The organism is Roseovarius aquimarinus, from assembly GCF_043661195.1.
Lineage (GTDB): Bacteria > Pseudomonadota > Alphaproteobacteria > Rhodobacterales > Rhodobacteraceae > Roseovarius > Roseovarius aquimarinus.
Map to the genome: position 1 here is coordinate 173,016 of NZ_JBIHMM010000004.1, position 16,179 is coordinate 189,194.

Consider the following 16,179-nt stretch of genomic DNA (forward strand, 5'->3'; position numbering starts at 1 on the left):
CCCGATGCTGCGGCACCAACACAGGCGCGCCAGCATCAATCGGGTCATCCCACATGTATCTCACGCACCGGCAAAGCATCCTTGCGGGCATCGAGGCGCTCGACGTGGACATTCGCCATCTCGAGATCGTCCAGCTCGGCGGCGTCTCCTTCCTTCTGGCCGCGACGGGCCGGAGCGGCGGGCTGAGCAGCTATCGGCTCGGCCCGGACGGCGCGGCGGGCGCGGTCGCCGGGATGCAGGTCTTCTCGGGCACCGGAGCGCCTACATCGGGCGGCATGCTCGTGGCGGCCGTCTCGGGAAACGCGGCGGCGATCACGCTGGGCAGCTACGCCAACACCAACGCCTATCGCGTCACCCTCACCGCGACCGGGGCGCTCACCGGCGGCGGCACGATTGCCGGCAGCTCCGGTATCACCGCCCTCGCCGCGCATGAACTCGTCGGCGGCCCCGCCTTCTACACGGTCTCTTCCCAAACCGGCCAGCTCCAGCGCGCGGGCGCCACAGCCTCCGGCCATCTCGACGTGAGCAGTCTCACCGGCGCGGGTCCAACGCTTGCCGGGGTGACGGATATCGGCATCGCCTGGTCTGGCGGGCAGAGCTTTCTTCTCGCCTCCTCCCACACCACCGACGCGATCGGCAGCTACCGCATCGACGCGGCGACGGGCGGCGTCACCTCCTCGGGCAGCATCGGGGCCGAGCAGGGTCTGGGGATCGGCACCCCCACCGCCTTCGAGACCGTCACCGCCTTCGGCCAGACATGGGTGATCCTCGGCGCCGCGGGCAGCTCGAGCCTCAGCGTGCTCTCGCTCTCGCCCACCGGCACGCTCGGCGCGGTCGATCATGTCATGGATACGCTCGAAACCCGCTTCGGTAGGGTCACCTCCGTCGGTGCCCTGAGCGTGGGAGACCGCGTCTTCATCGTCGCGGGCGGCGCGGATGACGGGCTCAGCCTCTTCACGCTCCTGCCCGGCGGCAGGCTCCTCCATCTCGAGTCGCTCGCAGCCGCGACGGGCACGGGTCTGATGAATGTCGAAGCCATAGAGCTGGCCATGATCGGCAGCCGCCTTCAGATATTCGTCAGCAGCGGCGCCTCTCGGGGCGTCAGCCGGCTCGAGGTGGATCTCTCGCGCCTCGGCGCGATCTCGCGCGGCGATTTGGGTCCGGCCGCGAGCCTCACCGGCGGCGCGCTCGATGATCTGATGATTGCGGGCACGAACGATACGCTGAACGGCGGCGCGGGCGACGACATTCTCGTCGGTGCGGCGGGCGCACGGCTCACGGGCGGCGCGGGGCGCGATCTCTTCGTGCTGGCCGATGGACATTCGGGCGCCCGGATCCTCGATTTCGACCCGGCGTTCGACCGGCTGGACCTCTCGGGCTTCGCGATGCTGCGCGGTCCGGACCAAGTCACCTTGAGCCCCGCCTCATGGGGCGCGCGCCTGCGCATCGGGAGCACCACCCTAGATCTGCGGAGCGCCGATGGCGGCCGCCTCGAGCGGAGCGACATCTTCGGCCCCTTCTTCAGCTGGCCCGACCGCATCCCCGTTCTCGAGCGGACGGAGCCGCCTGCACCCCCGCTCCTTCCGGGAGAAGGCGTGAGCCGCCTCGGCACCCCTGGCCCGGACCTTCTGGAGGGCGACGCATGGAACGACACGCTCGACGGGGGAAGCGGCAACGACACGCTGCGCGGATCGACAGGCGACGACATCCTGATCGGAGGCGACGGCAACGACCGGCTCGAGGGCGGCGCCGGGGATGACTGGATGGGCGGCAACGCGGGCGACGATCTCATGATCGGCACCGACGGAGCGGATACGCTTGTCGGACATGACGGGCGCGACACGCTGCGCGGAGATATCGGCGCCGACGTGCTTCGCGGCGAAGCGGGCAACGATACGCTCGAGGGCGGGGAGGGCGACGACCGCCTCTACGGCGACGGCGGGCGCGACAGTCTCGATGCGGGCGACGGCGCCGACCTCGCCTTCGGCGGCGACGGGGACGACACGATCGAAGGCGGCGGCGGCAATGATACGCTCTATGGCGACGATGGTGACGACGAGATCTTCGGCGGCGACGGCAGCGATGGCGTCTGGGGCGATATCGGCAACGACACGCTCCATGGCGGCGCCGGAAACGACACGCTCGGCGGCTTTCTCGGCGACGATGTTTTCCACGGCGGTGCGGGCAATGACGTGGTCTGGGGCAACGCGGGCGACGATTGGGGATGGGGCGGCGCGGGCAACGACACGCTCGGCGGCGGCGACCATCGCGACAGGCTTTTCGGCGAAGAGGGCAACGATCTGGTCTGGGGCGGCTCGGGCGATGACACGCTCAGCGGCGGCGAGGGCGTCGATACGGTCGGCGGCTTCGTCGGCGACGACATCATGCACGGCGATGACGGCGACGATTTCGTCTGGGGCAACTCGGGCCACGATACGCTCTATGGCGATGACGGCAACGATCTGCTGGGGGGCGGTGACGGCGACGATGTCCTTCATGGCGGGCGCGGACACGACGAATTGCGCGGCGGGCCGGGCAATGACGTCAACATCGGCGGCGACGGGGCCGACACCTTCTATTTCCGCTTTCGGGATTCAGGCTTCGATCGCATCAGGGATTTCGAGCGCGGGATCGACATGATCCATATCGACGTGAGCCCGGTCGCCTTCGAAGGATTGCAGATCTGGCAGTGGAACCACGACACCGTGATCGAGCTGCACAACGGTCAGGTCATTCTCGAGGACATGATGATGTCGCACCTCACGGCGGATCATTTCATATTCGGCTGATCGCCGGGCGAGCCGGATCAATCTCCGCCGAAAAGATCGCGGGTAAAGACCTTGCCCACCACATCGTCGAGATCGGCGGTCATGCGGTTCGCCATGATGATATCCGCCTCGGCCTTGAACGCCGAGAGATCGCGCAGCACGCGCGAGTTGAAGAAGGTCTCCTCCTCCATCGCGGGCTCGTAGACGATGACTTCGATACCTTTGGCCTTGATGCGCTTCATGATCCCCTGCACCGAAGACTGGCGGAAATTGTCTGATCCGGCCTTCATCACGAGGCGGTAGGCACCCACGACGCGCGGCCTGCGCGCGATGATCTGATCGGCGAGGAAATCCTTGCGGGTCCGGTTCGTGTCCACGATGGCGCGGATGAGGTTCTGCGGAACCTCCGAGTAATTCGCCAGAAGCTGCTTGGTATCCTTGGGCAGGCAATAGCCGCCATAGCCGAAGGAAGGGTTGTTGTAATGGTTGCCGATCCGCGGATCGAGACTGATGCCCTCGATGATCTGGCGGCTGTCGACCCCGCGCACGATGGCATAGCTGTCGAGCTCGTTGAAGAAGGCGACGCGCATTGCAAGGTAGGTATTGGCGAAAAGCTTGATCGCCTCCGCCTCGGACGGGCCAGTGAATTTCACCGGAATGTTTGTCGCGATGGCCCCTTCGACCAGCAATTCGGCAAAGCGCCGGGCCGCGTCGGTCTCGGCCCCGACCACGATGCGGCTGGGATGAAGGTTGTCATGAAGCGCGCGGCCCTCGCGCAGGAACTCCGGGCTGAAGACGATGCGGTCCGTTCCCGTCTCCGCGCGCAGCCTCTCGACAAAGCCCACCGGGATGGTGGACTTGATGATGATATGACCGCGCGGATTGAGCGCAAGGGCCTGCGCGACGACGCTCTCGACGCTCGACGTGTCGAAGTAGTTGGTTTCGCTGTCGTAATTGGTCGGCGTCGCGATCAGGATATACTCGGCATCCGCGAAGGCTTCTGCCGCGTCCGTGGTCGCGGTGAGCGACAAGTCGCGGGTCGCCAGATAGTCCTCGATATCCGGATCCACGATCGGGCTGCGCCGCGCGTTGACGGCCGCGACGCGCTCGGCCGAGAGATCGACGGCCATGACGTCGTTATGCTGCGCAAGAAGGACCGCATTGGACAGCCCGACATATCCAAGCCCCGCAACCGCTATTTTCATGTCTCGCTCCTGCCCCTCTGTCGCGCTAGGCGGGGCGGCCCCGCCTGCGCAATTCTTGGGCGGACTATGCGGCGCCGCGCGCCGCGGCGCCAGATCGAATGCACCGGGCCCGGCATTGCGCCGCCGGGCGATGCGCCGGTGCGACACTCGCGCCGGGCTTGCGCGATTGGCGGCAAGCTGGCATCAGCGGATGAAGGGACCGTTCCGACAGGATGCACCGGATGAGCAAGAACGTACTCGTGGTAGGCGGCGCCGGCTATATCGGCTCGCATACCGTGCTCGCCCTGCGCGACGCGGGGTTCGGCGCGGTCGTCTATGACAACTTCTCGTCCGGTCACCGCGATGCCTGTTTCGGCGACGCGCTCGTCGAGGGGGAACTGTCGGACACGGCACACCTCACGCGCACGCTCGAGACGCATGACATCGCCTGCGTCATCCATTTCGCCGCGCTCATCGAGGCCGGGCAATCCGTTCTGACGCCGCTGCCCTTTTTCGAGAACAACGTCGCCGGAACGCTCTCCCTCCTCGCCGCGATGAACGCCGCCGGGGTGAGCCGCCTCGTCTTTTCCTCGACCGCCGCGGTCTATGGCAATCAGGCGGGCGCGCCGCTCCTGCCCGAGACGCTGCCGCGCGATCCGATCAATCCCTACGGCGACAGCAAGGCGATGGTCGAGACCGTCCTGGAGCGCTGCGTGCCCGCTCACGGTCTGCGCGCGATTGCCCTGCGCTATTTCAACGCCTCGGGCGCCGATGCGGAGGGCCGCACGGGCGAGCGGCACGATCCCGAAACGCACCTCATCCCGCTCGTCATCGAAGCCGCGCAAGGCAAGCGAGCGCAGATCCGGATCTACGGCACCGATTACGACACGCCCGACGGCACCTGCATCAGGGACTATATCCACGTGAGCGATCTCGCCTCGGGCCATGTCGCCGCGGTCTCGCATCTCTTGGCGCAGGAGGCCCCCGGTTTTCAGCCGATCAACCTCGGCACCGGCGCGGGCCAGAGCGTGCGGGAGGTGATCGACGCGGTGCGGCGGATCACGGGCCGCGAATTCGCGGTTTCCGAAGATCCGAGACGCCCCGGCGATCCCGCCCGCCTTATCGCGGATGCGACGCGCGCGGGCGAGGTTCTGGGCTGGCGACCGCGGCACAGCGATCTCGAAACCATCGTGCGCGACGCCTGGGCCTTCGCGGAGCGCGCCCGCTCCTGACGCGCGGTCAGGACGCCTCGAATACCGGGCGGCATTCCGCCTCGTGGCGCGCCATTTCCGCCTTCATCTCGGCAAGGTTCGGCACCGCGTCCATGATCCGTGCCGAGTTCTGACCCCGGCGCAGGAGCGCCTCCTCCACCAGCCGCTCGTAGCCCTCATGCTCCGCCGGATCGATGCCGAGAAACGCCAGAAGCCGCTCGATCAGCGCACGGCCCTGCGCATGCTCGGCATAGATATCCTCGAAATAAACAACGAACGGCGCAGCCCCGATCTGCCGCATCATCTCGGCCAGTTCGCGGCGACGCAAATGACAATGCGTCATCTCGCGCAAGAGGCGCGGCAGGTCCATCGCAGGCAGCGTTTGCGTGCCGGCCTCGATGGCGGGATAGATGCGGCGCGCCTCCGCGCCACCCCACGCACCGGTCAGCGCCGCCAGTTCGAGCGATAGGATGCGGTCGATCTCGTTGCGTCGGTCGAGCACGACCTGCCGATAGCCGAGCGAACACGCCACCTGAAGCAACGCGAGGTTGAACGCGGCGGGCTTCAGCTCGTGACAATGCTTGATGAGAGGTCGCGCCCCGAGACACTCGCGCAGCATCGCGCGCAGCATCGCCTCGTCCCCGGTCTCCTTGAACCTCAGGAAGACATGGCCCAGCGCCCTGTCATGGTTGAACGGCTCATGTTCGATCTTGGGATGTTCCGAGAGGCTGGCGAGCAGGCTGGCAAGGGTCGTGCCCCCGGTCCGGCGCATCGTCCAGATGAGATATGGCTCACTCAATGGAAGCGCTCCGGCAGGTTTCGGCCTCACTGGCGGCGTTGGTATCACCGCACATTCTATGGAGCAACAGAAACACTTTACCTCCCGTTAAAATTGCGGAAGAAAAGAGACATGAGACGGCGCGACCCTGCTTCACGACCATGACCCGGCGCGCCCCGCACGCCGGCCCGCTCGTGTCCGTCATCGTGCCGATCCACAATGTCGCCACCCATGTCGGAAAATGCATCGAGAGCCTGCGCGCGCAGATACTTGCCGATTTCGAAGCGATCCTGATCGACGACGGCTCGACCGACGACAGCGCGGCGCGCGCCGCCGAGGCGATCTGCGGCGATTGCCGGTTTCGTCTCGTCCGGCAGGCGAATGCCGGGCTGAGCGCCGCGCGCAATGCCGGGCTCGATCTCGCGCGCGGCGCCTTCATCGCCTTTCTCGACAGCGACGACAGGCTCGCGCCCGATTTCCTGTCGCGGCTTTGGCGCAGCCTCGACGAGACCGGCGCCGATTGGGCCGCTTGCGGCATCCAATTCTCATTGCCGGACGGCACGGGAGGGCGCCATTCCGCGATCCACGGCGCGCCCGATATGGCTTGGCATGGGGCGCGGCGCCTCTACCGCTTTCGCGATTGGTGCGATGTAATCCCGCATTTTCCCTCCGTCTGGAACAAGCTTTACCGGCGCAGCCTGATCGACGGGCTTCGGTTCGACGAGGGTACATGGTTCGAGGATCACGCCTTCTTTCATGCCGCCGCCGCGCGCACCGATCATCTTCTTCATCTGCCCGAGCCGCTCTACATCCAGACCCGAGACCGGAGCGGCCAGATCACGAGCCTCGACGACGACCGCGTGTTCGAGCAGTTGGGTGTTCTGGACAGGTTGCGCGGCATCTTCGAGCGCTCGAACAGGCCAGGCGCCCAAAGGGCGCTCTCGCGTATCGCAACCCGCCTCGTCTTCGAGCGCAGCACGATCCTCGCCAACCCGGAGCGCCGCGCCGATTTCGCCGCCGCCGCGCAGCGTCATTTCCAGACGAACGGCCTGACATTCGAGCCGAATTGGGACGACGACATCGCGCAGAGTTGGCGGGTGGAGATGGAGGGCGATCTGCCCCTCACCATCGTGATCGCATGGAACGGGGAGGACACCGAAGCCCTGTCGAACACCGCCCGAAGCCTCCTGCAGCAGACCTCGCCGGGCCATGAAGTCCGGCTCGTCTGCGAGACTTTCGCTGCGCAGCGAAAAGCGAAAGCTGCCTTGCCCGATCTTCCCTCGAACTGGACCATCACGCATTCCGAATTGCCCGACGAGGGCGCCGCCTTCAATCACGGGCTGGCGCATGCGCGCGGGGCTTTTGTCGTGTTCCTACTGGCCGGAGACACGCTGCCGCCAGGCAATCTTCTCCTGCGAACAGAAGCCATGCTGCGCAGCGAAGCCGATTTCGGTTTCGCCCCGATGCGGCTTGTTCGGCAAGACGATCCGCAGGCGATCTGGCATAACGGTATCCACGACATGGCGCCCTGTCCGATGGGCACGCCGGTCGCCGGGGAGGTTTCCCTCACACCGGCGCAGGCGCTCAGCCTCGAAGCGCATGCTTCGGCCAAAATTTTTCGCCGTTCGTTCATAGAGGCCCACGGCATTCGCTTTTCCGAAGGTCCACGCTCCGACTGGGCGCCCTGTCTCGCGGCCGCGCTGCTGGCCGAGCGATGCATCTATCTCGCAGAGGCCGGAGCCGAGATCCCCCTGATCGGGGACGGCTTCGCGCGGTGGCATCGGCCCGAGGCCCCCGGCATGCTTCGGCGCAGCCATGCAATTCTCGTGGCGACGCTCAAGGCAACATTGCCCACTCACACGCGCGCCGCGCTGCCCTCCGGGTGGGAGCGCCGTCTTTTCGCGCGCGCGCTGCGCGAGCGGGCCTATTTCGGGACGTCACATTCCCGCCGGGCGCGGATGATGCTGGCGACGCATGCCGCGCTCGCCTCCGCACGGCTGGGCTACGGGCAGGATCGCGCCGCAGGCCTCGATCCGCAGATCGGCCCCAAGCTCGCCAAGGTGCTGCGACCCCGCGCTCTCATCGCCGAGGCCATCGCGCGCGCGCCGGTGGCCGCGCCTCAATCTGCCCGAAGGCTGCACGCATTGGATGGCGGGCAGGGCGCCCTCATCGATTGCCGCGCCGATCTGAGCGGCGGCGCGCATGCGAACATCACCTTCGCCGCGCGCAGCGACGGGCCGGCGCTTCTCCACATCTCGATCCGCCCTCAAGAGGGCGTTGTCGTGTTCAACGATCAACGCAGCGACCTGACCTGGCGCCGCGAGCATCGTTGCGCTGCGACTTTCGAGCAAATTACCACGCGCCTGTCGATACGCTTCGACGACCGGCAGCTTTGCGTATCCCTCGATGAGCGCGAGATTTTCGGGTCCACCAAAGGCCCATTGCCCCGCCGCAGACGCTTCGCGGGCCTGCACGAAGCGACCGGCTTCGAGATCGGCGGAGGGGTTCATGTCTCCACGGTGCTTTGCCCGCTCGAGACGGGCGGCGGGATCAGCCTCGACGCGCGGCTCGATCTGCGCGTTCCCGAGCATTTCGGCGCGACCCATCTTTGCGATGCGCATGGCACCGCGCTCGAGATCGACCCGGCGCCGGGTCGGAACGGCGGAAGGGCGATGCTGCCGGGACGCCTCTGGCAGCATGTGGGCGAGGAAGATCCGCTGGTCATTTCGGCCAAAGGCATGGCGCATGAACCGCCCTTCTGCATCACCCGCGCCGAGATCGCCGCCCGCATCGACGCCCTGCTACGCCTGCCCCTCGCCGTGGAGGACAGCGCGCTTTGCTTGACGATCCTCGAGCATATGCGCAATGCCGATCTGCGCCCGCGCCTCAGCGAAGAGGCGGGGCGGCGGGCCGATGAGATCGCGCGGCATTTCGGTCTCTCGGAATTCCTCGCAGCTGCCCCATCGATCCGTCTCGCGCCGAGCAGACCCCCGCCCGTGCCGCAGAACCGTCTGCGCGCCGAGATCGACAGCGCCGTTGCGCGCCTCGCCCAGAGCCAGATCGCCCCGAAAGGACAGCGGCCCGACCCGCTGGCCATCGTTGCGGATACCGAGATTTCCGCTGCGGCCACTATCCCCTATTTTCTCCAGTTGACCGAGTTCTTCTGCCTTTCGGGCAACGATTTCGACGGACTTCACGAGATCGCCGCCACGCGGTGCCTTCTGCCGCTTGCGCCGCCCCCCGGACGCTGGGCGCTTTCGGCGAGCCTGCCCTTCTCGATGATGGCCAAGCGTTACACCGATGTCTCGGACGCGCTCCATGCGATGGCGGGGCCGAGCGACGAATGGATCGTGACGCCCGCGATCGGTTGGACCTTGCAGCGCGCCTTCGAGGATCGAACGCTCCCGGAGGACAGTCTCGGCTGGATCACCGCGGCCTTTCTCGAATTCCTGACCGCTCAGGCCTCGGGCTATTGGGACCGCGCCCATTGCCGCGAGCTCACTCTCGCGGCGGCCCAGATCGTGAAGCGCAGGCGCCGCCTTCCCCGCCCGCTCCGCGACGAGACCATGCACAGGCTCGGCCGGATCTACGCGCTCTCGCCAGTCTTCTGGTCGGCGTTGGAAGGCGAAACCCTGCCCCGCGAGATGACGAAGCTGCGGGGCGCATTCGCGGCCATGTCTTCCGGCGAGACTACGAACAAGGCGCTTGCAACGTTCGATGCGGCAGATGCAATCGACGCACCCCGCCTGCGGCGCGAGCTGTCGGACCCGAGCCGCGCGCCCACGGGTGACGTGCTGCGGCACATGGCATTCCCCGGGAGCTGCGATCTACCTGACAGGGCGGCGGACACGCTCCCCGAACGGCTCGCTGAACTTTACCCCGAAACGCCCCGCGCGCCGCAGCTCGCCGCGCAGCATATAGCTGCCGATCTCGCCCGGCGCAGCCTCGACGAGCAGCGGCTCATACCCGGCTTGCTCGGCGCGCTCGCGCCCCTTTGCGATGCCGCGTCGCATCACCTCGGGATCGGCATCGCGCTCTCGGTGATCGCGGGATTCCGCGACACCAATGCCGCCGATGTCGCGACACTGGCGACATGGAGCGCGAGCCGGATGGACAAGGCGGGCGATACCGCGTGCCGTGCCGCGACCGCGCTCGAGGGACCAGCGCGCCGTTTGCTCCGTATGTCCGCCCCCCCGGCCGCGCTTCGCCACCTTCTTGACCAGCTCGATCGGCTGGACGTGGCGCCGAGCGGCAGTGATGCCGGCGGCCTGCCCGATGGCGCGCCCCTCTTCGATACGCTCGTCGTTGTTTTCTCCTGCAGGCCCTATCTCGAAACGCGCATTCCCGCCTTGCGCAGCGGCTGGCTCAGCCTGCTCGAGCCACTCGGGATCCCTTTCATCGTGGTGGTGGGCGGCGGCGACGGCACGCTCGAGGGGGATATTCTTCATCTCGATGCGCCCGACGATTACGAGGGTCTGCCGCAAAAGACATTGGCGGCGATCGATTGGGTTCACCGCAACACCCGCTTCGGCCACATGCTCAAGATCGATGACGACTGCTTTCTGAACGCCCCGCTTTTCTTCGGCGCGCTCACCTATCGCAAGTTCGACTATCACGGCCGGCGGCTCCACCGCGTTCCGGGCCAGCTCGACCGCGTCTGGCATCAGGCCAAATCCACCTCGGAGCGCGGGCGCATGGATCTCGACAAGTCGCCGGAGCCTTCGGAATACGCGGATGGCGGGTCGGGCTACACGCTCAGCCGGCGGGGTATGCGCGCGGCGCTCGACGCCGCCGCGAGCGCCGAAGGCCGCCGCCTCATCGCGGCCGCCTTCATGGAGGACAAGATGCTGGGCGATCTTCTGGCCATGCGCGACATCCGCGTCTCGCAGGAGGAATACCGCGTCTCGATCCGGCGGCGCGCGCACCCGAAGGCGATTCCCGTGGCCTCTTGGCTCAACAGCTTCTTTCCCAGCCGATCCGCGCCGGTGCACCTCGTGCATCTCGACACACATCTCGATCAACGGGACGCACTGAAGCGCCTCTCCGCCCCCGGTCTCTGGCCGCGCAAGATCTGGCCGAGCTATCAGAACGCGCGCCTCGGCTACCAGAGCAACGCGCTCGAGCTGGTCAGCGGCGAGGCCAGCGTGAGAGCGGCCCGCGACGCGCCGGTCGCCGTCGTCGCCTGCATGCGCAACGAGATGTTCATGCTCCCACATTTCCTCGCCCATTACCGCCGTCTCGGCGTCGAGGCGTTCCTCATCGCCGACAACTCCTCCGTCGACGGCACGCTGGAATATCTGGCCGATCAGCCGGATGTGGCGCTCTTCTCGGTCGATACGGATTACAGGCTGTCGCATTACGGCGTGGCGTGGCAGCAGGCCATGCTGGCCGCGTTCCGCGTCGGGAAATGGTCGCTGATCGCGGATGCGGACGAGCTGCTGGTCTGGCAGGAAAACCGCGACCAGACGTTGCAAGACCTTCTGGCCGGCGCCGCGTTTAAGAATGCCGATGCCGCCCGCGTCTTCATGCTCGACATGTATCCGGGCGGCCCGCTCGAAAAGGCCGATTTCGCCTCGGGCGATCCGTTCGCCGAGGCCGGATACGCGGATGCCGAGCCCTTCTTGCGCAACACGCTCGGGCGAGGTCCCTTCTCGGATCAGCCCTGCTGGACCTCGGCGCTGCGCCACAGGCTCATCCCCGCTTCGCCGCAGAATCTCTTCGTCGCGCAGAAGCTCGCATTGTTGAAATATCAGCCGTGGATGCGCCTCTCGGCGGGACTTCACTTCGTCGGCGGCACGCGCGTGGCGGAGCGCGAGCTCATCTTCGGGCATTTCAAGTACAATTCGGATTTCCGCCGCAAGGCACAGGCCGAAGTCGCGCGCGGCCAGCATTTCAACGATGCCGAGGAATACCGAAAATACCTCGCCCTCGCCTCGGAGGGCCGGAGCGTGATCTACGACGCGGACCTCTCGATGCGCTGGTCGGACGTGCCTTTCGTGCGCCGCCGTCTCGGCTCCTGATCGACGACATTCGCCTCGGACGAGCGATAGAGGTGGAGAAGATCGGCCACATGCGCGCGCATGTCCGGAGGCGGCATCGCGCCGCGCCAATAGGCGTCCATGTCGATCTCGCCGCTTAGGAGACGCGTGATGCAACGGGCGAAATCCTGCATGCTTCCGGCTGTGAAAACCATGTCGGCGCAGCGGCCGAGCTCGGAAGCGCCGCCCATGTCCGAGACCAGAAGCGGGATATGGCGCGCATGCATCTCGATGGCGACTTGCGGCAGGTTGTCATGCCAGAGCATCGGAACCACCCCGACATCCACCTCGGCCAGAAGGCCGTCCAGCGCGTCATGGGTATAGCCGTCATGATGCACGACGTCCCCCAGATGCCCCCGCAGCGCGGCGAGACGGTCCATCGCCTCGCGCCCGCCAGCGCGGGCCGCCACGACCAGCTTGATGCGCCGTGCGATCTGTGCGGGCAGCGCCTCGAGCGCGCCGAGCAGGAAGTAAAAGCCCTTGTCGCGGCGCATGTAGCCGAGAAACCCCAGCGTCAGAAGCGCGCTCTTCGGCAGTTTCGGCGCAGGCGCCGTCTGCGCGAAAAGCTCGGCGGCCCGCGTGCCGATATAGCCGGTGCGCGTCAGTTCGGCCGAGATCCCGTAGCGCTCGGCCAGCGTGCGCACCGCGTCCGAGACGCAAAGGACATCGGTGCAATTGCGGTTGATGGTCTCGACCATGCGGCGGCGCCTCTCTGCGAAAGCCGCCTCCGCGCGCGGCGCGCGCGCCTTCCGCCGAAGCTTGCCGAGGATACGGAGCGCACGCCCCACCGGGCGCAGACCAAAGCGAAAGACGCCATCGAAGGCCCAGCCGCCGGGACGCACCCCCGCGCGTTTCATCCTGTAGGCCACCGCATCCGCGAGCCGTAGCGATTTGCCATCGTGGCGGTGCGGCAGGCACCCAATGCAGCGCGCGCCGCCACCGAAATCCTCGCAGGAGCGGCGCTCATTGTGCCAAAGGTTCACCTGCGGGCAGAAGGCGTAGTAATTGTGGAGCGACAGCACGACGCGCATCTGCGGCCACCGCTCGCGCAGCGCGAGCGCGTCGGCGGGCAGCCCCTCGAGATTGTTGAAATGCACGACGTCGAACGGGCCGTTCCGCTCGATGAAATCGAAGAAGACGTCTCGCGTCGCCGGATGCGAGAGCTGCGCCGCATCTCCGAAGCTGTGATGCGCGGGCGCGAGCACGCCCGAGTTCACGATCTCGAAACGCCTGCCCCGGTCCGTATCGGGGCCGTGACGCACTCGCTCCCACCGAGGGGCGCGACGCCGCAGATCATGCGAGACGCCCGCGCTGAGAAAGACGGCCTCGACGCCCCGCGTCTCGCCCAGCGCCCGCATCAGGTTCGCCTGATAAAGCGTGACGCCCCCGCCCCGCCCTTCGGGATCGAGGTAATCGACCCAGTTGTAGTAAAGGACACGAAGAGGGGCCGTCACAATTCCTCGCCCAGCCAATGCTCGAGCCCGAGCTGCGTGAAGTAATAACGCAGCGGCGCCGGCTGCGAGAAACGATCGAGGATGGCATTGCTGCCCTGCTTGACGAGCGGACTTTTCATGCCCGCGTGGGGCCGGATGCCCAGAAAGGCGCATATCTCTTGCTCGAAGCCCGGCTTGAACATCTCGCGATATTCCACGGCCATGCGATGATGCGGCAAGGACGCCAGCCAGATTGTGACGAGATGATCGAACGTCGCGTATTCGTGCCAGCGATGGCTGATTTGCCGGGGCGTCGCGTGGATCTTCTGATGCACATGCGCATCGCGCCGGGTCTGCGCCCAGTTGCGGGTCTTGGCCGCTTTCATCAGCGAGGAAGCCTGCGCCAGCCGGTTGTCGCGCCACACATGGATGATCGCGATATCGGATCGCCTCCCAAGCTCCTCGAGCAGGCGGATATTGTGCCCTATCATGAACTTGAACCCGGCGCAGGCCGTGCCGCGCACCTTTTCGGCGGCGAAAAACGCGTTCATGTGCCCCACGGGATCCTTGTCCCGGCGCAGAACCGCTTCGTGACTGTCGTCCTGCGCACCGATCCCGATGACGGCGTAGGGATTGAACTGCTCACCGCTGCAAAAGACATCCCGATGCGCGCCGAGCAACGTCATGAGATAGGTCGATCCGCTGCGCGGCAGCCCGAGAATGACGAAACGTTTCACGCGGCCCCGATCCCCATGCTTGCCCCTCCCATTCCCGGCCCTCGCAACCTAGCTCTTCCTGACGGTCGCGAGATGCGCCTCGATCGCGTCCTCGATATCGTCGAAATAGGTCAGCGTGCCGCGATCGAGGACGATGCCGGAATCGCAGTAACTGCGCAGCTGGCCCATCTCGTGACTGACGAGGATCGCGCTGGAGGCTTGCATCCGGTCCTTGAAAAGCGCCTCGCTCTTGCGGCGGAACGCGGCGTCCCCGACCGAAGTCACCTCGTCCACGAGGTAGGTATCGAAGCGGATGCCGAAGGACGCCCCGAAGGTGAGCCGCGATTTCATCCCCGCCGAATAGCTGCGCACCGGCATGTGGAAATGCTTGCCGAGCTCCGAGAACTCCTCAACGAAGGCCATCAGCTCGTCCGTGTCGACGCCGTAGACGCGGGCGATGAAGCGCACGTTCTGTGCGCCCGTCAGGTCGGGATGGAACGAGCCGCCGAACCCCACCGGCCACGAGATCGACCCGTCCGAGATCACCCGGCCCCTGTCGGGCCGCAACGTCCCGGCTATGAGTTGCATGAGCGTCGACTTGCCCGCGCCGTTGAGGCCCAGAAGGCCCAGCGACGTGCCGGTCGGCAGCTCGATCGTGAGATCGTCTATGATCGTCTTTCTGGCGCCCTGAACGCGGTAGGTTTTCGTGAGATTTTCGAAACGGATCATCGCGCCCCCGTCAGCTGCGATCGCGGATCGAGTAGAAGACCAGCGCCATGACCGACCATCCGAGCGTCAGGAAGAGTGCGACGAGGCCCAGGATGACGGCTTCGCGGGGATACTCGCTCGTCTGGGCGAGGGTCGGCTTGATATAGGTCGCGAGGTACCGGCTCTGCCGCTGCGCATTGGCGCGCGCCAGATCCAGCGCGGCCAGCGCGACGCGGTAATTCTCCTCGGCGAATTCCCGGTCCACGACCAGCCCCTCATAGGCCGCGATGAGGCTCGGATAATCCTCGCCCAGGCCGTCCGTCGTCACCCCGCCCGAGGCCAGCTGCTCGCGCTCGTTCGCGATGCGCCCGCGGATGACCTCGATCAGCCGCTCGGCCTGCCGCATCCGGGGATCGCTCTCGCTGGTCGTGCCGCTGAGAAGATCCATGTCGATCAGCGCTTCGGCCAATTGCTGCTGCAGGTTGTTCATGACGCCCATGCGCCCCTGAAGATCCGCGTCGGGATTGACGAGCTGGTTTCCCGAGCGAAAGCGCGTCAGGTCTTCGCGCGCGGATTTGAGCCGCGCGACCGCCTCGTCGAGATCGGCCCGCGCATAGCGCATCGCATCGCTGCGGGCCTGCTCGTTCAGCTCGTTGATCATGTCCTGGCTGAGACGGATCGTCTCGGCCGCGATCTGCTGCGCCGTCTCGGGCGTGAAGGCCAGCACCCGCATGTCCATGAGGCCCGAGCTGCGGTCATAGGCGACGCGCACGATGCGGCTCCAGTATTCCTCGAGCTCCTCGATGCTGGCGTCGGGGCGCAGCGCGAAAACCGGATCGCTGCTCCAACGCGCGCTGTAATGCCCGCGAAGATCGAGCGCCGCGTCGATCTGGCGGATGAGCTGCTGGCTGAGAATGAACTCGTAGAGGATCTCGCCATCCGAGGCCATCGACCCGCCCGCGAGGCTCGCCAACCCGCCGAGGAGCTCGGACGCCCCGCCGCCCTCCTCCTGGCGGACGGTGAACCCGGCCTGAGAGCCGTACTGCTTCTCGGCGACGAAGAAGAGATAGAGCGCCGCGACGGTGAGCGGGATCAGCACGATACAGGCGAAGGAGACCGCAAGACCGTAATGCCGTTTGCGAAAGCGCGCGGCGCGCACGGGGCGGCGCGGCTTGGCCTCGCCCATGTGCGCCCGCTGCCGCTCGCTGCCCGGCATATTCGCTGCAACCACGTTAACGTCTTTCTTGGCAATATCGTTCACTATACAACCTTAAAGACATTAACGTGTCCTTAATTCTCTTTTACATGGTCCCTTTTCATTTGCCAGCACGGGATTGACCACA

9 protein-coding genes are annotated in these 16,179 nt (G+C 66.3%); 3 read left to right on the forward strand and 6 right to left on the reverse strand.

Features of this window, described 5'->3' with window-relative positions:
• Nucleotides 1–53: 53 nt before the first annotated feature.
• A complete protein-coding gene (locus ACGRVM_RS14570; RefSeq protein ID WP_377172505.1) occupies nt 54–2,789 on the forward strand; it encodes a hypothetical protein in 2,736 nt (911 codons plus the stop codon).
• Nucleotides 2,790–2,806: 17 nt separating this feature from the next.
• On the opposite strand, the gene ACGRVM_RS14575 is transcribed toward ACGRVM_RS14570, so the two are convergent.
• The gene (locus ACGRVM_RS14575) at nt 2,807–3,973 is read right to left on the reverse strand and encodes a nucleotide sugar dehydrogenase (protein WP_377172504.1); all 1,167 of its coding nucleotides are present in this window, start codon (nt 3,971–3,973) and stop codon (nt 2,807–2,809) included.
• Nucleotides 3,974–4,194: 221 nt separating this feature from the next.
• Here ACGRVM_RS14575 and galE point away from each other — a divergent pair, with 221 nt between their 5' ends.
• On the forward strand, nt 4,195–5,184 hold the full coding sequence (gene galE / locus ACGRVM_RS14580; RefSeq protein WP_377172503.1) for a UDP-glucose 4-epimerase GalE: 990 nt from the start codon (nt 4,195–4,197) through the stop codon (nt 5,182–5,184).
• 7 nt (nt 5,185–5,191) lie between these two features.
• Here the strand turns inward: galE and ACGRVM_RS14585 are convergent, their stop codons facing one another.
• On the reverse strand, nt 5,192–5,962 hold the full coding sequence (locus tag ACGRVM_RS14585; RefSeq protein ID WP_377172502.1) for a hypothetical protein: 771 nt from the start codon (nt 5,960–5,962) through the stop codon (nt 5,192–5,194).
• 140 nt (nt 5,963–6,102) lie between these two features.
• On the opposite strand from ACGRVM_RS14585, the gene ACGRVM_RS14590 reads away from it, so the two are divergent.
• Nucleotides 6,103–11,961, forward strand: coding sequence for a glycosyltransferase (locus tag ACGRVM_RS14590; protein ID WP_377172501.1), 5,859 nt, complete (start codon nt 6,103–6,105; stop codon nt 11,959–11,961).
• On the opposite strand, the gene ACGRVM_RS14595 is transcribed toward ACGRVM_RS14590, so the two are convergent.
• From ACGRVM_RS14595 to ACGRVM_RS14610, 4 genes are read right to left on the reverse strand one after another with little or no spacing between them, the layout of a single operon-like run.
• Nucleotides 11,895–13,433, reverse strand: coding sequence for a glycosyltransferase (locus tag ACGRVM_RS14595; protein ID WP_377172500.1), 1,539 nt, complete (start codon nt 13,431–13,433; stop codon nt 11,895–11,897). The genes ACGRVM_RS14590 and ACGRVM_RS14595 overlap by 67 nt on opposite strands.
• On the reverse strand, nt 13,430–14,149 hold the full coding sequence (locus ACGRVM_RS14600) for a sulfotransferase (protein WP_377172499.1): 720 nt from the start codon (nt 14,147–14,149) through the stop codon (nt 13,430–13,432). The genes ACGRVM_RS14595 and ACGRVM_RS14600 overlap by 4 nt, the downstream gene beginning before the upstream one ends.
• Nucleotides 14,150–14,197: 48 nt before the next feature.
• The gene (locus ACGRVM_RS14605; protein WP_377172498.1) at nt 14,198–14,857 is read right to left on the reverse strand and encodes an ABC transporter ATP-binding protein; all 660 of its coding nucleotides are present in this window, start codon (nt 14,855–14,857) and stop codon (nt 14,198–14,200) included.
• Nucleotides 14,858–14,867: 10 nt separating this feature from the next.
• Nucleotides 14,868–16,052, reverse strand: a complete 1,185-nt coding sequence (locus ACGRVM_RS14610; protein ID WP_377172497.1) for a sugar transporter — start codon at nt 16,050–16,052, stop codon at nt 14,868–14,870.
• Nucleotides 16,053–16,179 lie beyond the last annotated feature (127 nt).